We start from the raw sequence: 19135 nt of genomic DNA on the forward strand, positions 1-19135 counted from the left end.
CATGTCCTTCTATATCTCGCTGTCCGGCCTCAAGGGCGCCCAGACCGATCTGGCCACCATTTCCAACAATGTCGCCAACGTCAATTCGACCGCCTTCAAGAAGAGCAAGGTGCAGTTCGGCGACATTTTCGCCGCCGCGCCGATGCAGACGACCAGCCAAGTTGCGGGCCAGGGCGTGCGCGTGCAGGGCATCGCCCAGCAGTTCACGCAAGGGACGATCGAAACCACCGACAAGACGCTGGACCTCGCCATCACCGGCGAAGGCTATTTCACCGTCAAGGCGCCCGACGGCACCGTCAGCTATACCCGCAACGGCGCGTTCTCGGTCGATGACGACCGCTATGCCGTCGATACCACGGGCGCGCGCATCCAGGTGTTCAGCGTCGATCCGGCCACCGGCGCGCTGACCACACCGCCGACCTCGGCGAGCAGCCCGGCGGATCTGACCGATCTTCAGATTCCCACCACCTATTTGGGCGCCGACGGCGGCGCGCAGCTGACCAGCGTCGGCGTCGCCAAGAACGGCCTGGTTTCGGCCATCTATGCCGATGGCAGCACCGCCTATCTGGGCCAGGTCGCGATGGCGTCGTTCAACAGCCAGGAAGGCTTGCGCCAGGAAGGCGATGCCCATTGGTCCTCGACCGTCGCGAGCGGCACGCCCATCCTGGGCACCGCCAATGAAGGCATGTTCGGCGCGGTCAACAGCGGGTCGCTGGAACGCTCCAACGTCGACATCACCGAGGAGCTGGTGGCGCTGATTTCCGCGCAGCGGAATTTCCAGGCGAACAGCAAGGCGATCGAGACGGCGAACACGCTGACCACCACCATCGTCAACATGCGCACCTAAGCATCCAACGGTAGAAGGCTTCGTCCATGGACCGGCTCGTCAACACGGCACTTACGGCAATGCGCGGCGCGATGGCGCGGCAGGCGTCGATCGCGAACAACCTCGCCAACGCCAACACCGTCGGCTTTCGCGCAGAGATTGCCAATGCCGAGACGCGCTGGCTCCAGGGCGATACCTTCGACACGCGGGCGCAGGCGTCCGAACAGGTCATCGCCGCCAGCATGGAGGGCGGTGCCGTCACCGCGACGGGCAATCCGCTCGACGTAGCGATGAATGGCGACGCGCTGCTGGCCGTGCAGGGCACGGACGGCAGCGAAGCCTACACCCGCCGGGGCGACCTTAAAATCTCTGACAGCGGCCTGCTGACCACCGGCGACGGCTTGCCGGTGCTGGGGGCTGGCGGTCCCATCACCCTGCCCCAGCTCGACAGCGTGTCGATCGCGCAGGATGGCAGCATCTGGGGCGTGCCGCAGGGCGGCGACCCGGCCAATCCGCAGCTGGTCGATGTGCTCAAACTGGTCAGCCCGGTTGGCTCCGGCATCGCCAAGGGCACCGATGGCCTGTTCCGCGAGGTGAATGGCGGCGCGCTGCCGCAAGACCCGCTGGCGTCGGTCACCGCCGGGTCTATCGAGGGATCGAACGTCAATGCGACCAAGGCGCTGGTGCAGATGATCGAGGCGAGCCGCGCGTTCGAAACGCAGGTGAAGCTGATCGATACCGCCAAGCAGCTGGACGATGGCGGCGCATCGCTGATGCGGCTCGATAGCTGAGGGATATGGTTAATATTGGCACGCATCTTGCTGTGTCTGACGCATAAGCTCCCTTCCAAGGGATGCCGCACGGAGAACTGAACGATGAGCAACGCCGCCCTTCATGTCGCCCGCACCGGCCTTGACGCGCAGAACACGAAGATGCGCGTGATCGCCAACAATCTGGCGAACGTCAACACGACCGGCTTCAAGCGCGACCGCGCCGATTTCGAAACGCTCGCCTATCAGCAGATGATCGCGGCGGGCGCCAATTCGGACAGCGAAAACAAGTTTGCGACCGGCCTGAACCTGGGGTCGGGCGTCTCGCTGCAGGGCACGAGCAAGATCAATACGCAGGGCACGCTGAGCCAGACCGGCAATGCGCTGGACATGGCGATCGAAGGCTCCGGCTTCTTCCAGATCCAGCGCCCTGATGGCTCCATCGCCTATACCCGTGCGGGCAATTTCAGCGTCACCGCCGAGGGCAATGTCGTCACCAGCGACGGCCTGCCGCTGATCCCGCAGATCACCGTGCCCGAAGGCGCGACGTCGGTCACGGTCGGCAATGACGGCACGGTGTCCGCGACGTTGCAGGGCGAAGCGGAGCCCACGCAGTTGGGCCAGATCGAACTGGCGACCTTCATGAATGCGTCGGGGCTGCAATCGATCGGCGGCAACCTGCTCACCGAAAGCGCCGCCAGTGGCGTGCCGCAGGTTGGCGTTGCAGGGCTGGAAGGGCGCGGTTCGATCCGATCGGGCAGCCTGGAAACGTCCAACGTCAATATCGTCGAGGAGCTGGTCGAGATGATCGAGACGCAGCGCGCCTATGAGGTCAACAGCAAGATGATCAAGGCGACCGACGAAATGCTGCAATATGTCAATCAGAATATGTGATCTGAGATGATGTATAATAATCAAACCCCGTTCGGGCTGAGCCTGTCGAAGCCCTCCCCCGCGCAGCGCGAAGGGGCCTCCCTGTCGGTCGGCCGAGCCCTTCGACTTCGCTCAGGGCGAACGGCGATGCTTATCGTATCGGCGGTAACGCTGATGGCTTTCGCCGCCTCCCCTGCCCTGGCGGGCAAGAAGCGCGATGCCGAACGGGCGCATTATGCACCGGCCATCGTCGCGCAACCGCCCGTGCCGCAGGCCAATGGATCGATCTTTCAGACGTCGGTCGGTTATACGCCGCTGACCAGCGGCGCGCGCGCTACGACGGTCGGCGACATCATCACCATCGTCCTGGTCGAACGGACGCAGGCGACCAAGAGCAACAGCGCCGATACCAGCCGCAACGGCAATATCGGCTTGGCACCGCCCACGACCGGCGTGTTGTCGAAGCTCTTCTCCGCGAGCGACGTAGCGATGGGCGGCCAGAATAATTTTGCGGGCCAAGGCGGGGCGACCCAGTCCAATGCCCTTTCGGGCGAGATCACCGTGACGATCGCGGCGGTCTATCCCAACGGCACCATGCTGGTGAAGGGAGAGAAGGCGCTGACCCTCAATCGCGGCGACGAGTATATCCAGATCAGCGGCCTCGTCCGCCAGGCCGACATCAGCCCGGACAACCGCATCGCCTCGACCCGCGTGGCCGATGCCAAGATCATCTACACCGGCAAGGGCGAGATCGCCCGCGCCAGCAAGCAAGGCTGGTTGCAGAGCTTCTTCTCGATGATCAGCCCCTTCTGATGGAGAGCATCGTGAAAAGCATCTTCGATCGCGTCGCCTCTATCCTCCCCTTGCAGGGGAGGTGGCAGGGCGTAGCCCTGACGGAGGGGTGTCGCCCTATCGAGGGGGTGACACCCCTCCACCGGCTTCGCCGGTCCCCCTCCCCTTTCAGGGGAGGATTTTTCATTGCGCTGTTCGCGAGCCTGTTCCTGATCGCCGTCCCGGCGCAGGCCGAGCGGGTCAAGGATCTGGGGACGTTTCAGGGCATCCGTCCGAACCAGCTCACCGGCTACGGCATCGTCGTGGGCCTGGCGGGTACGGGCGATGATAGCCTGCAATATGCGACCGAGGGCATGAAGGGCGTGGTGTCGCGCTTTGGCCTGACGTTGCCGCAGGGCATCAATCCCGCGCTCAAAAATGCGGCCGCGGTGCTGGTGACGGCGGATTTGCCCGCCTTTGCCAAGCCCGGCCAGCGGCTCGACGTCACGGTGTCGGCGTTGGGCAAGGCCAAGTCGCTGCGTGGGGGCACGCTGATCATGACCCCGCTGCGCGGTGCCGATAACGAAATCTACGCCATGTCGCAGGGCAATCTGGCGGTCGGCGGCCTGGGCGTATCCGGCGCGGATGGCAGCCAGGTGTCGGTCAACATCCCCTCGGCCGGGCGTATCCCCGGCGGTGCGACGGTCGAGCGCGCGGTGGCCACAGGTTTTGATACCGCGCCGACCCTGACCTTCAACCTGGCCGAAGCCGACCTCACCACCGCGCTGCGCGTAGCGGACGGCATCAACCGGGCCTTCGGTGATCGGCGCGCGCGCGCCATGGATGCCGTGTCAGTCGCGATCGACGCCATTCCAGGCGCAGAAGACCGCATTTTGATGATGGGCATGATCGAGAATATCGAGATTTCCCCCGCCGATGCCGCCGCCAAGGTGATCGTCAACGCGCGCACCGGCACCGTCGTCATCAATGGCGCGGTCCGCATCCATCCGGCCGCCGTCGCCCATGGCAAATTGACCGTCAGCGTCAACGAAGCGCCGCGCATCGTCCAGCCCGCGCCGTTCAGCCGAGGCGAGACCGCGGTCGAGCAGCAGAGCGCCATCAGCATCGACGAAGAAAAGAAACCGATGGTCAATTTTAAAGGTGGGGCGTCGCTGGCCGATATAGTGAAGGCGGTCAATGCGATCGGGGCTTCCCCGGCGGACATGGTCGCCATCCTCGAAGCCTTGAAACAGGCGGGCGCAATGAAGGCGGAACTGGTGGTGCTATGATGCAGGTGACAACGACCCCCGCCGCCACGGTGCCATCGGGCGCAGGTGCCGCGAACAAGGCCGCGCTGGAAAAGGCGGCGCAGCAGTTTGAGGCGATCTTCCTGCGCCAGATGATCGGCGCGATGCGCTCTGCGAGCCTGGCCGAAGGGATCAGCGATTCGAGCGCGACCGAGCAATTCCAGTCAATGGCCGATTCCCGCACTGCCGATGCGCTGGCGGGCAGCAATAGCATGGGCATCGCCCAATTGCTGATCCGGCAGTTCGGCGAGCGGGTCGCCCCCGCCGCACCGGCCACGGGCGAATGAGCGACCTGTTCATCATCGGTGCGTCCGGCACCCGCGCCTATCGCACCGCCATGGCGGCGATCGCGGAGAATATCGCCAATGCCAGCACGGCGGGCTATACTAGGCGCAGCGTGACGACCGGCGAGTCCGGCGCATCCACCGCGACGATGGCCTATTATACCGCACGCGCCAATTTCGGCGGCGTCCAGGTGATGAGCGTGGATCGCGGGGCCGACCCCTATCTCGACGCCACCGTGCGTCTGACCACCATGAATCTCGCCAGTTCGGCCGCACGGCTGCGGTGGCAGGGCGATACCGAGATTGCGCTGAACGACGGCGCCACGGGCATCGGTCAGCTGATGACCGGCATGTTCGAGAATATGGACAAGCTGGCCGCCGCGCCGGGCGATACGTCGCTGCGCGTCACGACGCTGGACAGTATCGGCCGCGTCGCCGACGCTTTCCGCCAGACCGCCGCCGATCTGGATGCCGTGTCCAAGGGGATCGAGGCCGAAGGGCAATCGGTGGTGGGCAGCGCCAATGCGTCGCTGGCCGCGCTTGCCGACATCAACAACAGCCTGCTGCGCGCGCAGCCAGGCACGTCCGCCTATGCCCAGTTGCTCGACAGTCGGGACGCGGCATTGCAGGATCTGAACGAAACGCTGAACGTCGATATCAGCTTCGGCGCGCGGGGCGTGGCGGAGGTCAGCTATGGCGGGCAGACGTTGGTGAGCGGCAATAGCGCGACCAGCCTGTCCCTCGCCGCCGATGACGATGGCCGTCTTTCGCTTAGCCTCAGCGATGGAACGGCACTGTCCGCCCCGGCCAATGGCACGCTAGGCGGCCTGTTTTCCGCCGCCGACACGGCCGCCGACCGCGCCGACGATCTCGATACGCTGGCCGAACAATTTGTGACCAACATCAATGACTGGCATGCGCAGGGCGTTACCGATGGCGGCGCGGCGGGCGCGCCTCTGCTGGCCTTTGGCGGTAGTGCCGCCAGTGTCACGGCGCTGGGGCTTGCACCCGACGACCTGGCGCTGCGGTCTGGCGACGGGACGCTCAACGGCAATCTGCTGACGGTATCCTCGACCCTGCGCGGCAATGGCAGCGTGGAACAAGGCTGGACCGCGCTGATCGCGACCCAGGCCAATCTGCTTGGCGCGACCAAGGCGGAAAACACCACGGCGCAGGGCCGCAACGACCAGGCGGTGGCGGCGCGCGAAGCGGTGAGCGGCGTCGACCTCGACATGGAAGCGGCCGACCTGTTGCGCATCCAACAAGCCTATTCGGGCAGCGCCAAGATATTGCAGATGGCGAAGGAAACCATCGATGCGATCCTCCAGATCATCTGACCGGCAAAGGGCTGAACCATGGTAGGCATTACGCACAAGATCATGCTCGCCGAAATCAGGCGGCAACAGTCGCTGTCGAAGAGCATCGTCGAGGGACAGACCGCGGTATCCACCGGCGTCACACTCAACAAGGCGTCGGACAATGCGCTCGCCTGGGTCCAGGTGTCCGACATCGCCCGCGCCCAGTCGCAACAGGCCGCCTGGCAGGCCAATATCAGCTATGGCACGACCCGCGCCACCAATGCCGAAGCCAATCTGGCCGAAGTCGACACCCTGTTGCAACGCGCGCAGGTGCTGGTGACGTCGGCGCGCAACGGGTCGCTCAACGACACCAGCCGCGCCGCGATATTGGAGGAAATGTCCACGATCCGCACAACGATCGGCGAATTGTTCAACCAGAAGGATTATCAGGGCACGTCGGTCTTCGACGACGGGCAAAGCGTGTTGGTGCCGGTCAGCCGAGGCATGAACCTGGCGGTCGTCGCCACCCGACAGGAGGTGTCCGAGGGCATCGATGTCGATGGCACGCCGATGTCGATCGACGACATGCTGGGCCAGGCCATGACCGCGCTGGAAGGCAGCGACGATGCAGCGCTGGCGAGTGCGCTCGACGCGGTGAAGACCGGGCAGAGCCACATCGTCGTCGAACAGGCGCGGCAGGGCGTGCGCAGCGACCGGCTGGATGTCATCGGCACGCGGCTGACCGACATTGGCCTCGATTATACCGAGCGGCGCGCGAGCCTGGAGTCGACCAATTTGAGCGAAGTGATTTCCAACGTGTCGGCGCAGTTGCTGCAGTTGGAAGCGGCCCAATCCGCCTTTGCCCGGATCAACAAGCAGACGCTGTTCGACCTGATCGGCTAAAAAATCGGCTGTCCTAAAGCTGCCGCTAACCAGTCCGTATTAACCAAGTGACGGATCCTTTGATGGGGTCGATGCCTCAGGGCATATTTTTCGGGGATTACCATGTTAGCAGTCATCGGCCTTGTCGTCCTGTTGGTCATGGTATTTGGCGGGTTCATCATCACTGGCGGCGATATCGGCCCTGTGCTGCATGCCCTGCCCCATGAAATGATGATCATCGGCGGCGCGGCCGTCGGCGCGCTGATCATCGGCAATTCGGGCGCTGACTTGAAGGCGTTGGGCGGTGGTCTGGCCAAAGTGTTCAAGGGGCCGCAATATAAGAAGCAGGATTTCCTCGACTGCATCTTCCTCGTCAGCAAGTTGATGAAGACGTTGCGGGTCGAAGGGCCGGTCGCGCTGGAACCGCATATCGAAGATCCAGCCAGTTCGACCATCTTCACCGAATATCCGCGCCTGATGAAGGACAAGACGCTGATCCATCTGATCAGCGATACGCTGCGTCTGGTGGTCGTGTCGTCGGGTACGCTCGATCCGCATGCGGTCGAGGATGTGATGGATAACAGCCTCAAGACCCATCATCATGAAGCGATCAAACCCGCCGACAATCTGCAAGGCCTGGCCGACGCCCTGCCCGCGCTCGGCATCGTCGCCGCCGTGCTGGGCGTGGTGAAGACGATGGGATCGATCGACCAGCCGCCCGCCATTTTGGGCGCGATGATCGGTTCGGCGCTGGTCGGCACGTTCCTGGGCGTGTTGCTGGCCTATGGCATGGTCAATCCCTTCGCCAATCGGTGCCGCAGCGTGATTGAGGCGGACGGGGCGATCTATCATGTCGTCAAGCAGATCATCGTCGCCTCGCTCCACGGTCACCCGCAGCCGCTGGTGATCGAGGCCGCGCGCTCCAGCCTGCCCCATGCGAACCAGCCGGCCTTTGCCGAAGTGTTCGACGGCATGCGGGGCAAATAAGCCGTGGCGGGGGACAAGAAACGCGGCGCGAACGAGCCCGAACCACGGCCGATCATCGTCAAGAAGATCATCGTGGAGGGCCATGGCGGTCATCATGGCGGTGCATGGAAGGTCGCCTATGCCGATTTCGTGACGGCGATGATGGCGTTTTTCCTGCTGATGTGGCTGCTGGGCGCGACCACGGAAAAGCAGCGCAAGGCGCTGGCCGACTATTTCACGCCGACTCTGGTCGAACTCAAGATGGCCTCGGCTGGCTCCACCGGGCTGATGGGTGGCGACTCCATCATGGGCAAGGAAAATTACCCGACCACTGGGGGCCAGGGTAATTTGTCGATCACCATACCCAGGGACGCGAGCGGCACCAAGGACCAGGGCGGCAAGGCGATGCGCGCCGCCGACCGGCAGAAGTTCGAATCGATCAAGAAAAAGCTGGAAGCGCAGATGATGCGCAAGGGGTTGGAAAAGCTGCGCAAACATGTGCGGTTCACCGAGACGCGCGAGGGATTACGCATCGACCTGATCGACGAAGCCGATTTTGCGATGTTCGCGATGGGCACCGACCGGCTGGTGCCCCAGGCCCGCGCGCTGATCAGCGAAGTCGCCACCGCGCTGCAGACCATGCCCAACCTGCTGATCGTGCGCGGCCATACCGATGGCTTGCCCTATGCGGCGGGACGGACGATGAACAATTGGCTGCTGTCATCCAGCCGCGCCGAATCGACGCGCAAGGCGCTGGCCGACAGCGGCATCGGCAACGCCCGCTTCGCCCGGATCGAGGGCGTCGCCGACCGCGAACCCTTCATCAAGGGCGACAGCTATGACCCGCGCAACCGGCGCATGTCGATCATCCTGGGCTGGACCCGTGGCGGCGACGGTGCGGAGGATGCGGACATGGACGCAGAGACCAAGGCCGCGATCAAGGAACGCGACGATCCGGTGCGCGTCGCCACGGAGCAGGCCAGGAAGCTCGACATGGGCGGCACCGCGCTGCCAAGCGGCGCGGCGCTGATCAACCCGTCAGCGGCGGGAACGTCAAGCAAGCCGGGTCAGCATTGAACGTAGCCGAGCGCTCAACGGGCAGTCTAATGATGGCTCGCTCCTAGGGATCAGTCAATAAGTCGCTCACTGGCACCCGACATGTAGGTACACCGCCGAGAAATTAGTTGTTATCCTATTGATCATGTGTGACCAAGACGGTGAAGTAGCTGAGCACGGATAGATGACGAGCGAAGGGAAACGCTATGGGCGGATTAAGCTCGATTGCGCGAAAACGCCGGGCATTTGCAGAAAATTCCTCTTTCCTAGATGGCCGGTTTCTCGAATTAGGTGCGTTCGACAATCCCATGTTCCGCAAGGAGGATGGGGATAACGTCAAATATGTCGATTGGCACAGCAAGGCGGAACTGATCGAACTGTCCAAGACCAGTCCGAACCGCGATATTTCAAAAATCGTCGATGTCGATTACATTATAAAAAGCAACGAACTATCAAAAGCGATCGGCGATAAATTCGATCTGGTTTGTGCCAGTCATGTGATCGAACATATACCCGATATGTGTCGGTGGTTCGAAGAATTGAGCGCGTTACTGACGCCGCGAGGCCAGATATTCCTCGCCATTCCCGACAAGAGATACACATTTGATTTTTTCCGGCAGATCAGCCGGGCGACCGAATTCGTGCGAGCCTATCGGGAAAAACTCGTCATCCCCAGCATGTGGCAATTGGCCGACCATTTCTATTATCATCAGAAGGTGAATGTCGCCGAGATATGGGCGGGTAAAAATCCGGCGTTTTTTCAGCCACGCTTCAGTTTGGCGCACGCTTTGGATCTGGCTGAAAGAAAATCCAGTTCCTATACGGACGCCCATTGTTGGGTATTTACATCGGATACATTCTGCCAGTTGATCGATGACCTTCGCAGCAGCGGGATCGTCAATCTTGAGGTGACGAATATCCAGCATCCGCTGGAACAGACCAATGAATTCATGGTCATGCTGCGCAAGACGCCGACCTAAGCAGGCAGCACCAAACTCGCTTCCAGCCCGCCCTCTGCGCGGTTGGTGAGGCGCAGTTCGCCTTGATGTTCGGCCATGATCGCGCGGACCAGCGCGAGGCCCAGTCCCGCCCCGCCCGTCTCGCGATTGCGGGAGCCTTCCAAGCGGGTGAAGGGTTCGAGCATTTCTTCCATCCGGTCCTCGGCGATGCCGGGGCCATCATCGGCGACGACGAGGCGTATCGCCCCGGCTTCGCGCACCACCGACACATGGGCGCGTTCGCCATAGACGATGGCGTTTTCGATGAGGTTGCGTAGGGCACGGCGGATCTGTTGGGGGCGCACGAAGGCGACGGCGCGGTCGCTTTCGGTCATGTCGACGGGCGATTCCAGCTCGATGAAATCCTCGACCACGGCATCGGCGAGCGCGGCAAGATCGACTTTCTGCACCGATTCCGTGCTGCGTCCAGCGCGGGCGAGCGAGAGGATATCCTCCAGCATCCGGTTCATCTCATCGATGGTTTCGGACATGCGTGCGCGTTCGGCATCATCCTCGACCGATTCGGCGCGGACCCGCAGCGAAGCGAGCGGCGTGCGCAGATCATGGCCGATCGCGCCCAGCATTCGGTCCTTTTCGTCCAGCATGGCGATGATGCGCGACCGCATGGCGTTGAACGCCATGGTAAGGTCGCGCACGTCGCCGGGGCCGCGCTCGTCCACGGCATCCGCCGCGCCGGTACGGGCGAATTGCTGCGCCGATCCGGTCAGTTGCTTCAGGGGGCGGGCGAGACGGCTGCCGATCCAGAGCAGTGGCAGGAGGACGATGACATAGAGAATGAGGGTCTGGCCTATCAGCCAGCCGCCAAAGCGGGCCGGACGATCGCCGCTGCGGGCTTGCGTGACGACCCATTTGCCCGGCTCATATTCGGCCGCCAGCGTCAGCCGCTCGACCCGGTGATCATGTGGCCGCTCGCCATCGGCGCGCACGCGAATCCGTTCCCAGCGGCGCATCGGCATCAGCGCGTCGTCCTGCACCACGCGCACGGTCAGGATGCGCAGGCCGATATCCTCGAACATCGCCGCCGCCCGCTTTTCAATGTCCGGGCGGGCTTCGCCGGTCAGTTGCGGCGCGCCCTGCACGAAGCGCGCCCGCATCCGCGCCGGGCCGGGCCGGTCGGGGCGATTGTCGAGCGCATCGACCACGCGATAGACGGCGGGCGCGGTCTGCGCGGTCAATTGCAGCCGGATGCGTTCGCGATAGAGCAGGCCGAAATTGATCGCCTGCGCCACGAACAGCGCCAGCGCGACGAGCGCGATGATCTGTCCGACCAGGCTTTGCGGCCAGAGGCGGAGGCGCTTCACAGTTTGCGCACGTCTGCGGAGAGCGTGTAGCCCCCACCCCATACGGTCTTGATCAGCGTCGGATTCTTGGGATCAGGCTCGATCTTCTTGCGCAGGCGGCTGATCTGATTGTCGATCGCGCGGTCGAAGGCGTTGGCCTCGCGTCCCTGGGTGATGTCGAGCAGCTGGTCGCGGCTCAGCACCGAATTGGGGCGGGTGGCAAAGGCCAGCATCAGATTATATTCCGCCGTAGACAGCGGCAGCGATACGCCCTCACTATCGACCAGCGTGCGCTCCTGCGTCTTGAGCAGCCATCCGGCAAAACTGTAATTGGCGCCGTCCGGCGCAGTCACCCGCTGGCCACCGGTGGCGACGCGGCGGAAGATCACCTTGATCCGGGCGACCAGTTCGCGCGGAGAGAAGGGTTTGAGGACATAATCGTCCGCGCCCATTTCGAGGCCCACGATACGGTCGGTTTCTTCGGTGCGGGCCGTGAGCAGGATGACGGGGATTTCGCTGGTCTCGCGAATGTGGCGGCAGAGCGACAGCCCATCCTCGCCCGGCATCATGATGTCGAGGATCACCATATCGATCGCATTGGCGTTGAGGCGAATGCGTGCCTCCGCCGCGCTGTCGACGGCGGTGACGCGAAAGCCGTTGCGCGACAGATATTGCGCCAGCGGCTCGCGGATCGAACGCTCGTCATCGACGAGCAGGAGATGGGGTTTTTCGCTCATTGCGCCTGTCTGTCATGGGCGGGAAAAAGTTGGAAGGGCGAAGGCGTGGCGGGGGAGCCAGTCTTCGCCCTTCCAGAAGCGTTCACGAGTCCGGTTCAGGGATGGCAGGGGAATGCCGGGCCTGGACCCGTGAACGGGGGTGTTCGATCAGTTGGCGGACGGAGCGGCGGCCTTGCGGTCCTTCCAGGCGCTACGCATCGCCTGACGCGCGGCCTTGATTTCGTCGGCGGTCACCTGGCCATCCTTATTGGCGTCGGCCTTGTCGAACATGGCCATAGGTCCGGCCATGAATTCGGCCTTGGTCACGGTGCCATCCTTGTTGGCGTCGCCGCGACCGCCCATCATCTTGCCGCCCTTGCCGGGGCCGCCATGATGGCGACCGCCCCAATGGCGACCTTCCGGCCCGCCGGGCTTGCCCGCTTCGGCGCGCTTTTCTGCCTTGGCCTCCTGCGCGGCGGCCATTTCCGCCTTACTGATCTGGCCGTTCTTGTCGGTGTCCAGCTTGGCAAAGCGCATGTCGAGTCGCTGGGCGCGCATCGCATCGCGATCGGCCTGGGTCAGCTTGCCGTCCTTGTCGATATCCATCTTGGCGAAGCGCGCTTCCAGCCCGGCGGTCAGTTCCGCCTTCGTGATCGTGCCATCCTTGTTGGTGTCGGCCATCCTCATCATGCCACCACCACGGCCACCACGACCGGGACCATCGCCCGGCTGGGCGAAAGCGACGTGCGACGCAGCGAGGCCGCCGACAAAGAGCGAGCCGAGCGCGACGGTTCCAAAAAACTTGCGGATCATGTCCTGTTCCTTCCAAAGCATCTGTGCGGAACGACGTTTCGCCGTCCTTGAAGATGCTTATCGGCCCAACTTGTCCCGCAACTATGTCACAGCACGCATGACTTTGTCGCAACGTGTAACAGGGATGATAGAGATTTTCCCCGGTCGTCATCTCCGCGAAGGCGGAGATCCACCTCCCTACCTCGCATCGTGGGATAGCGCCGGAGATGGATTCCCGCCTTCGCGGGAATGACGAGGTTGGATGAATCCTGCTTTACTGGTCGCGTCGGCCGAGCAGGCGCAGGCGCAGGGCGTTCAGCTTGATGAAGCCGGCCGCGTCGCGCTGGTCATAGGCACCGGCATCGTCCTCGAACGTCACGACCTTCTCGCTGTAGAGCGAGTGTGGCGACTTGCGGCCGACGATATAGACGCCGCCCTTGTAGAGTTTGAGGCGAACCGTACCGGTGACCTTTTCCTGGCTATGGTCGATCGCCGCCTGCAGCATCTCACGCTCCGGCGAGAACCAGAAGCCGTTATAGATGAGTTCGGCATAGCGCGGGGCGAGTTCGTCCTTCAGATGCGCCGCGCCGCGATCCAGCGTCACCTGCTCGATGCCGCGATGGGCGAGATGATAGATGGTGCCGCCCGGCGTTTCATACATGCCGCGCGATTTCATGCCGACGAAGCGGTTTTCGACGAGATCGAGACGGCCGATGCCGTGCTTGCGGCCATAATCGTTCAGCGTTTCGAGCAGGGTCGCGGGGCTCATGGCGACACCGTTGATCGCGACGCCGTCGCCGCGCTCAAAATCAATGGTGATATATTCGGGCGCGTCGGGCGCGTCCTCCGGGTTCACCGTGCGCGAATAAACATAATCGGGGACTTCATCCCACGGATCTTCCAGCACCTTGCCCTCGGACGAGGTGTGCAGCATGTTCGCATCGGTCGAAAAGGGGCTTTCGCCACGCTTGTCCTTGGCGATCGGGATCTGGTTCTTTTCGGCGAACTCGATCAGCTTGGTGCGGCTGGTCAAATCCCATTCGCGCCACGGCGCGATCACCTTGATGTCGGGCGAGAGGGCGTAATAGCCGAGTTCAAAGCGGACCTGGTCATTGCCCTTGCCCGTCGCGCCATGGCTGACGGCATCGGCGCCGACCATCTTGGCGATCTCGATCTGGCGCTTGGCGATCAGCGGCCGGGCGATCGACGTGCCGAGCAGATAGAGGCCTTCATAGAGCGCGTTGGAGCGCATCATCGGGAACACATAGTCCGCCACGAACTCTTCGCGCAGGTCGTCGATGAAGATATGCTCTTCCTTGACGCCCATCAGCCGCGCCTTGGCACGGGCCGGCTCCAGTTCCTCGCCCTGCCCCAGATCGGCGGTGAAGGTCACTACTTCGCATTGATAGGTCTGTTGCAGCCATTTCAGGATCACGCTGGTGTCGAGGCCACCGGAAAAGGCGAGGACGATGCGGTTGATCTTGTCAGACATGGTGGGCGACTCTTCTGTTCGGGAATGGCGCGGATGATGCGCGCGCCGGTATCAGGCAAGGGGCAAAAGCGCAACCGGAACAGGGTCGGGCGGCTCGGCCTTATTCGGGGGTGCGATCCTCCCGATAGGCCGCGTCGACCGCAGCCTCCTGCCGCGCGCGCTGGGTGTCATCCGCCTGTCGCTGCGCCTTGGTGCGGCCGAATTTGGCGCGGTTGGCCTCGGCCTGCTGGGCCTTGTCGTCCCGCGCCTTGGCTTTGCGCGCCTGGCGCAGATTGATCACGTCACCCATCTCTGCCCATCCCTATGTTGGCGATGGGCAGCATAGGGCGCATGATCGCGCCTTGCCAAGCGCCGCCTTCCCCCCGCATGAGCGGTGTTTCCGTTGTTTCGAGCCAGATATTCATGACCAGCATCCACGACGTCGCCGCCCTCGCCAAAGTTTCGATCAAGACGGTGTCGCGCGTCGTCAACGATGCCCCCAATGTCAGTGCCGAATTGCGCGAGCGAGTGCAGGCGGCGGTGCGCGAACTGGGCTATCGGCCCAACCAGTCGGCGCGGCGTTTGGCGGGCGGGCGGTCGTTCATGATCGCCTATCTCTACAGCAATCCCGCGCCCGGTTACATCAGCGGCATCCAGTCGGGGGCCGCCGCGCGTTGCCGGGAGTTGGGTTATCATCTGGTCGTGGAACCCATTTCGCCGGGCGGCGAGGAGCGGTTCGATGTGCTCGACCGACTGGTGGCGGCCTTGCGCCCCGATGGCGTCTTGCTGGTGCCGCCCTTGTCCGATGATGCAGCGATGCTTGCGCGCCTCGCCGAGTTGCGCCTGCCCTGTGCGCGTATCGCGGGGTCGGTGGTCGGGGCGGGCTTCAATATCCACACGCCCGAACGTGCCGCCGGACGCATGGTCGCGGACCATCTGATCGCCCATGGCCATCGCCGGATCGGCATCATCACGCCGCCTGCCAAGCACCGGTCGGCCTTGCGCCGGGTCGAAGGGTTTCGCGACGGGCTGACCGCAGCGGCGGTGCCCGTCGACGAGAGTCTGTTCGTCGACGGCGGCTTTACTTTTGCATCGGGCATTGCGGCGGGCGAGGCCTTGCTGGCCCTGCCTGAGCCGCCAAGCGCGATCTTTGCCACCAATGACGATATGGCGCTGGGCGTGCTGACGCTGGCGCATCAGATCGGTTTGCGGGTGCCGGAAGATCTTTCGGTGGTCGGCTTCGACGATACCCCGGCCAGCCTGACATCCTGGCCGCCGCTGACGACCGTGCGCCAACCGCTGGAGGATATGGGCCGCGCCGTCATCGACGCACTCGCCAGCGGCCCGGAGGATGCGCCGGAATTTCTGTTCACGCTGATGGAACGGAAGAGTTCGGGGCCGAAGCCGGGCTGATTTCTCTGGGAAAACGCTGGAGCGGGTAGCGGGGATCGAACCCGCATCACAAGCTTGGAAGGCTAGTGCTCTACCATTGAGCTATACCCGCCCGGCAGGAGAGCGCCCTGCCATCATTGGGCGGGCTTCGTCAAGATCGCGCTTACACCGGCCTGGCATTTCCTCTATCAGGCGGGGATGGACACACCATCCCTGCGCCAGTTGGATCTTTTTGCGCAGATGGTGGCGGCGGGGAATTTGGCGCGTTGTGCCAATGACATGGGGCTGTCGGCCGAAGAGATTGCGCGCGACCTGGCATCGTTGGAAATGCGGCTGGGCTATCGCTTGTTCGAGGATCTGGAGGGCGCGGCGCGGTTGACCCCGGCCGGACGCAAGACGGCCGAGGCGATGACGTTGCTGTCGCAGGACAAGGCGGATGATTGGGACCGCCCGGCTCCCGCTGCCGTGGCCGCTGCCCCGATGCCGCCCCCTGCCCCTATTGCCGCCGAGCCGCCGCGCCGCACCATCATGCTGGCCGCGCCCGCGCCGGTGTTCGGCCATTTGCAGGACGCCTTGGCAGCGTTCGAGGCGGCGAACGAGGACGTGGCGATCGCGCTCGACCTGCATGTCCAGTCGGCGGCGGATGCGGATGCGGCGCTCAAAAGGGGGCGCGCCGACATCGCCTATTTCTATGCACTGGAAGCACCAGCGGATTTTCCGTCGCGCTATGGCTGGTCGGAGCCGGTCAATATATATGCGGGGGCGGATCATCCATTTGCACGGTCGCAGAGCGTATCGCGCGCCGATCTGGCCGCAGCGCCGATGCTGGCGATGGAGCGCGATAACGCCATGCGCGCGGTGATCGAGGCGGCGCTGGCCAAGCGCAAGGTCCGGTCGGGGCCGGTGGCGTTAGAAAGCGACAATATGGCGGCGATCATGGCGGCCCTGCGGGACAGTGTAGGCCTGTTCGCGGCCTTCGGTCCGCTGGCGCGTGATCTGGGCCGGATGGAGGGCATCAAGCGGATCGCGCTCGACATGCCCCTGCCCGCAGTCGAGATTCGCCAGGCGGTGCGGCCCGATGCCGCGGAAACCCCGGCGGTCGAGGCGCTGGCGGACTTTCTCTTCTTGTAACCGTCGGAGATCGTAGCGCGAATGCTGCGCTGCAACGGAAAAGCGACGAGCCGATATTGATATACCATATCATATTGGTTACAGGGTCTCATTCTTCCCGTTGCCAAGGATGACCATCGTTGATGTCCCGCCTCTTTTCTTTGCGTGCTGGTTGCGCCCTGTCCGCCCTATGTGTCGCGCCCGCGGCTTTCGCGCAGGCGCCTGACCCGCAAGCGCCGGACCAGGCTTATCATGACAATCGCGCCGACATTGTCGTCACCGCGCTGATCCCGCGTAGGCAGGGCGATATCCTGTCCGGCACCACCGTCCTGACCGGTGACAAGCTGACCCAGCAATTGCGCACCACGATCGGCGAGACGCTGGCGCGGCAGCCGGGCGTGTCGGCGACGTCCTTCGGTCCCAATGCATCCCGCCCGATCCTGCGCGGCTTTCAGGGGGAGCGGGTGCGCATCCTGACCGATGGGATCGGCAGTTTCGACGTATCGAATACGTCGGTCGATCATGCGGTGGCGATCAACCCGCTGACCGCCGACCGGATCGAGATACTGCGCGGCCCTGCTGCCCTGCTTTATGGTTCGTCGGCGATCGGCGGCGTGGTCAATGTGATCGACACCCGTATCCCCCGCCGCGTGCCCGACGAGCCGGTGCATGTCGAAGGCCTCGCGACCTATGGCAGCGCGGCCAATGAGCGGACGGTGAGCGGCGAGATCGAAGCGCCGTTGGCGGAGAATTTCGTCGTCCATCTTGATGGCAGTTGGAGCAAGAGCGACGATCTGCGCACCGGCGGCTATATCCTGTCCAAGCCGCAGCGTGCGCTGGCGGCGCAGTCGGACGACGCCGAAATCCGTGAAGACGGGATGTGGAAGGGCAAGCTGCCCAACACGGCGGCCGAGACTTGGGAAGTGGCGGGCGGCTTTGCCTATATCGGCGATGGCGGCAATCTGGGCGTATCGGTGTCGCACACCGAGAACCGTTATGGCGTGCCGTCGCGGATCGACGTGACGGAAGAGCATGATCATGACCATGAGGGCGAAGAGCATGGCCATGAAGAGGAAGAAGGCCACAGCCATGAGGATGTGACCTTGTCCATGCGTCAGACCCGCGCCGACCTGCGCGGGGAAGTGGCGACGGGTGGCGGGTTCCTCGACAGCATCCGCCTGCGCGCGGGCTGGGCCGATTATCAGCATCAGGAAATCGAACCGACGGGCGAAGTCGGAACGACGTTCAAGAATCAGTCGATGGAAAGCCGCCTGGAATTCATCCAGGCCAAGCGCGGCGGTTGGGACGGGGCGTTCGGCGCGCAATTCTTCACCCGCCGGTTCCAGGCGGATGGCGAAGAGAAGTTCCTGCCGAAGAATGAGACCAATCAGTTGGGCGTCTTCACCCTCCAGTCGCTCGATCTGGGCGACACGCGGCTGGAGGCGGGCGCGCTATGAACATACCGACCTGAAGGCCGATCCCGACGCCGATCTGTTCGTCGATGGTCGTCAGCGCAGCTTCAACGCGCTGTCTGGATCGCTCGGCATCAGCCAGGCGATCATGCCGGGCTGGCGCGCAGGCCTGAACCTGTCGCGCAGCGAACGGGCGCCGTCGGCGGAGGAATTGTTCGCGCGCGGCAATCATGCCGGGACGCAGGCATTTGAACTCGGCAATCCTGATTTCGGCAAGGAACGCAGCTGGGGCGTGGAAGGCACGTTGCGCGGCGGAGGCGACGGCTACAGCATCAGCCTGGCCGCGTTCCACAACTGGTTCGACGGCTATATCTATGACGCGATCGTCGACGATAGCGTGTGCCAGGCGGCCAATGGCGGGGCGGACCTGGAATTCCCCTGCTTCGCCTATGCCCAGGCCGATGCGCGCTATTACGGGTTCGAGGCCGAGGCGTCGGTCAAGCTGGCGCAGGTCGGCGGCTATGCGATCAATGTCGATGGCGTGGCCGATTATGTGCGCGCGCATATCAAGGGCAATGGCCCGGCACCGCGCATTCCGCCGTTGCGACTGCTGGGCGGGGTGGAAGCGCGCGGCGACCGACTGTCGGCGCGGGCAGAGATCGAACATGCCTTCGCGCAGGAGCGGATCGCCGATTATGAGACGCCGACCGACGCCTATACGCTGGTCAATGCGTCGCTCTCGTTCAAGCCGTTCGCAGGCAATGACCGGACGACGTTGATGCTGTCGGCCAATAATATCTTCGATGTCGAGGCGCGGCGGCATGCCAGCGTGCTCAAGGATTTCGCGCCGCTGGCCGGGCGTGACATTCGGGTGACGGCGCGCTTTTCGCTGTAAGGCGGGTATCCAGGG

18 protein-coding genes, 1 tRNA gene and 1 pseudogene are annotated in these 19135 nt (G+C 63.7%); 14 read left to right on the top strand and 6 right to left on the bottom strand.

Annotated features, from left to right (window positions below; all coding sequences use genetic code 11):
• The first annotated feature begins 1 nt into the window (after position 1).
• The 11 genes from BSY17_RS08845 to BSY17_RS08895 all read left to right on the top strand — a co-directional run bounded on the left by BSY17_RS08845 (position 2) and on the right by BSY17_RS08895 (position 10013).
• Entirely contained in the window at positions 2-847 is an 846-nt protein-coding gene (locus BSY17_RS08845) for a flagellar hook-basal body complex protein (protein WP_069065239.1), read from the top strand.
• A 26-nt stretch (positions 848-873) separates the two neighbouring features.
• On the top strand, positions 874-1617 hold the full coding sequence (locus BSY17_RS08850) for a flagellar basal body rod protein FlgF (protein ID WP_069065240.1): 744 nt from the start codon (positions 874-876) through the stop codon (positions 1615-1617).
• A gap of 84 nt (positions 1618-1701) precedes the next feature.
• Positions 1702-2490: a flagellar basal-body rod protein FlgG gene (gene flgG / locus BSY17_RS08855; RefSeq protein ID WP_069065241.1), complete on the top strand. Its 789-nt coding sequence runs from the start codon at positions 1702-1704 to the stop codon at positions 2488-2490.
• A gap of 126 nt (positions 2491-2616) precedes the next feature.
• Positions 2617-3282: a flagellar basal body L-ring protein FlgH gene (locus BSY17_RS08860; protein ID WP_069065242.1), complete on the top strand. Its 666-nt coding sequence runs from the start codon at positions 2617-2619 to the stop codon at positions 3280-3282.
• A gap of 11 nt (positions 3283-3293) precedes the next feature.
• On the top strand, positions 3294-4529 hold the full coding sequence (locus BSY17_RS08865) for a flagellar basal body P-ring protein FlgI (RefSeq protein ID WP_237236466.1): 1236 nt from the start codon (positions 3294-3296) through the stop codon (positions 4527-4529).
• Positions 4529-4834 carry a rod-binding protein gene (locus tag BSY17_RS08870; protein ID WP_069066868.1) on the top strand — a complete coding sequence of 102 codons (306 nt, stop codon included), beginning with the start codon at positions 4529-4531 and terminating at the stop codon, positions 4832-4834. The genes BSY17_RS08865 and BSY17_RS08870 overlap by 1 nt, the downstream gene beginning before the upstream one ends.
• A complete protein-coding gene (gene flgK, locus BSY17_RS08875) occupies positions 4831-6168 on the top strand; it encodes a flagellar hook-associated protein FlgK (RefSeq protein ID WP_069065243.1) in 1338 nt (445 codons plus the stop codon). The genes BSY17_RS08870 and flgK overlap by 4 nt, the downstream gene beginning before the upstream one ends.
• 18 nt (positions 6169-6186) lie before the next feature.
• Complete coding sequence (locus BSY17_RS08880; protein ID WP_069065244.1) at positions 6187-7032, top strand: flagellin; 846 nt, start codon at positions 6187-6189, stop codon at positions 7030-7032.
• Between the two features lie 102 nt (positions 7033-7134).
• Positions 7135-7998 (top strand): flagellar motor stator protein MotA, encoded by an 864-nt coding sequence (gene motA / locus BSY17_RS08885; protein ID WP_037477018.1) that lies wholly within the window; start codon positions 7135-7137, stop codon positions 7996-7998.
• A gap of 3 nt (positions 7999-8001) precedes the next feature.
• Positions 8002-9054, top strand: coding sequence for a flagellar motor protein MotB (locus tag BSY17_RS08890; RefSeq protein WP_069065245.1), 1053 nt, complete (start codon positions 8002-8004; stop codon positions 9052-9054).
• Positions 9055-9239: 185 nt separating this feature from the next.
• The gene (locus BSY17_RS08895) at positions 9240-10013 is read left to right on the top strand and encodes a methyltransferase domain-containing protein (protein WP_076605526.1); all 774 of its coding nucleotides are present in this window, start codon (positions 9240-9242) and stop codon (positions 10011-10013) included.
• On the opposite strand, the gene BSY17_RS08900 is transcribed toward BSY17_RS08895, so the two are convergent.
• The 5 genes from BSY17_RS08900 to BSY17_RS08920 form a co-directional block, all read right to left on the bottom strand.
• Positions 10010-11353 carry a sensor histidine kinase gene (locus BSY17_RS08900; protein WP_069065246.1) on the bottom strand — a complete coding sequence of 448 codons (1344 nt, stop codon included), beginning with the start codon at positions 11351-11353 and terminating at the stop codon, positions 10010-10012. The two genes, BSY17_RS08895 and BSY17_RS08900, sit on opposite strands and share 4 nt — an antisense overlap.
• Positions 11350-12069 (bottom strand): response regulator, encoded by a 720-nt coding sequence (locus BSY17_RS08905; protein ID WP_006956807.1) that lies wholly within the window; start codon positions 12067-12069, stop codon positions 11350-11352. Before BSY17_RS08905 ends, BSY17_RS08900 begins: the two co-directional genes overlap by 4 nt.
• Before the next feature lie 147 nt (positions 12070-12216).
• Positions 12217-12861 carry an EF-hand domain-containing protein gene (locus BSY17_RS08910; RefSeq protein ID WP_069066869.1) on the bottom strand — a complete coding sequence of 215 codons (645 nt, stop codon included), beginning with the start codon at positions 12859-12861 and terminating at the stop codon, positions 12217-12219.
• Between the two features lie 253 nt (positions 12862-13114).
• Entirely contained in the window at positions 13115-14332 is a 1218-nt protein-coding gene (locus tag BSY17_RS08915; RefSeq protein WP_069065247.1) for an argininosuccinate synthase, read from the bottom strand.
• 100 nt (positions 14333-14432) lie between these two features.
• Positions 14433-14621, bottom strand: coding sequence for a DUF4169 family protein (locus tag BSY17_RS08920; protein WP_069065248.1), 189 nt, complete (start codon positions 14619-14621; stop codon positions 14433-14435).
• A gap of 113 nt (positions 14622-14734) precedes the next feature.
• Here BSY17_RS08920 and BSY17_RS08925 point away from each other — a divergent pair, with 113 nt between their 5' ends.
• A complete protein-coding gene (locus BSY17_RS08925; protein ID WP_069065249.1) occupies positions 14735-15724 on the top strand; it encodes a LacI family DNA-binding transcriptional regulator in 990 nt (329 codons plus the stop codon).
• Between the two features lie 17 nt (positions 15725-15741).
• Here BSY17_RS08925 and BSY17_RS08930 read toward each other — a convergent pair.
• Positions 15742-15815: transfer RNA gene (locus BSY17_RS08930), tRNA-Gly, on the bottom strand.
• Between the two features lie 86 nt (positions 15816-15901).
• Between BSY17_RS08930 and BSY17_RS08935 the strand changes: the two genes are divergently transcribed.
• Together BSY17_RS08935 and BSY17_RS08940 are read left to right on the top strand one after the other, a co-directional pair.
• Entirely contained in the window at positions 15902-16834 is a 933-nt protein-coding gene (locus BSY17_RS08935; protein ID WP_069065250.1) for a LysR family transcriptional regulator, read from the top strand.
• 122 nt (positions 16835-16956) lie between these two features.
• A pseudogene (locus tag BSY17_RS08940) lies at positions 16957-19120 on the top strand (TonB-dependent receptor).
• The last annotated feature ends 15 nt before the right edge of the window (positions 19121-19135 follow it).

This window comes from Sphingobium sp. RAC03, from assembly GCF_001713415.1.
Classification (GTDB): Bacteria; Pseudomonadota; Alphaproteobacteria; order Sphingomonadales; family Sphingomonadaceae; genus Sphingobium.

Bases quoted from the DNA above. Each gene is read 5' to 3' on its own strand.
- BSY17_RS08905 (WP_006956807.1), bottom strand. From the start codon at position 12,069: ATGAGCGAAAAACCCCATCTCCTGCTCGTCGATGACGAGCGTTCGATC.
- BSY17_RS08860 (WP_069065242.1), top strand. From the start codon at position 2,617: ATGCTTATCGTATCGGCGGTAACGCTGATGGCTTTCGCCGCCTCCCCT.
- BSY17_RS08845 (WP_069065239.1), top strand. From the start codon at position 2: ATGTCCTTCTATATCTCGCTGTCCGGCCTCAAGGGCGCCCAGACCGAT.
- BSY17_RS08920 (WP_069065248.1), bottom strand. From the start codon at position 14,621: ATGGGTGACGTGATCAATCTGCGCCAGGCGCGCAAAGCCAAGGCGCGG.
- BSY17_RS08925 (WP_069065249.1), top strand. From the start codon at position 14,735: ATGACCAGCATCCACGACGTCGCCGCCCTCGCCAAAGTTTCGATCAAG.
- BSY17_RS08880 (WP_069065244.1), top strand. From the start codon at position 6,187: ATGGTAGGCATTACGCACAAGATCATGCTCGCCGAAATCAGGCGGCAA.
- motA (WP_037477018.1), top strand. From the start codon at position 7,135: ATGTTAGCAGTCATCGGCCTTGTCGTCCTGTTGGTCATGGTATTTGGC.
- flgK (WP_069065243.1), top strand. From the start codon at position 4,831: ATGAGCGACCTGTTCATCATCGGTGCGTCCGGCACCCGCGCCTATCGC.
- flgG (WP_069065241.1), top strand. From the start codon at position 1,702: ATGAGCAACGCCGCCCTTCATGTCGCCCGCACCGGCCTTGACGCGCAG.
- BSY17_RS08850 (WP_069065240.1), top strand. From the start codon at position 874: ATGGACCGGCTCGTCAACACGGCACTTACGGCAATGCGCGGCGCGATG.
- BSY17_RS08870 (WP_069066868.1), top strand. From the start codon at position 4,529: ATGCAGGTGACAACGACCCCCGCCGCCACGGTGCCATCGGGCGCAGGT.
- BSY17_RS08895 (WP_076605526.1), top strand. From the start codon at position 9,240: ATGGGCGGATTAAGCTCGATTGCGCGAAAACGCCGGGCATTTGCAGAA.
- BSY17_RS08915 (WP_069065247.1), bottom strand. From the start codon at position 14,332: ATGTCTGACAAGATCAACCGCATCGTCCTCGCCTTTTCCGGTGGCCTC.
- BSY17_RS08935 (WP_069065250.1), top strand. From the start codon at position 15,902: ATGGACACACCATCCCTGCGCCAGTTGGATCTTTTTGCGCAGATGGTG.
- BSY17_RS08910 (WP_069066869.1), bottom strand. From the start codon at position 12,861: ATGATCCGCAAGTTTTTTGGAACCGTCGCGCTCGGCTCGCTCTTTGTC.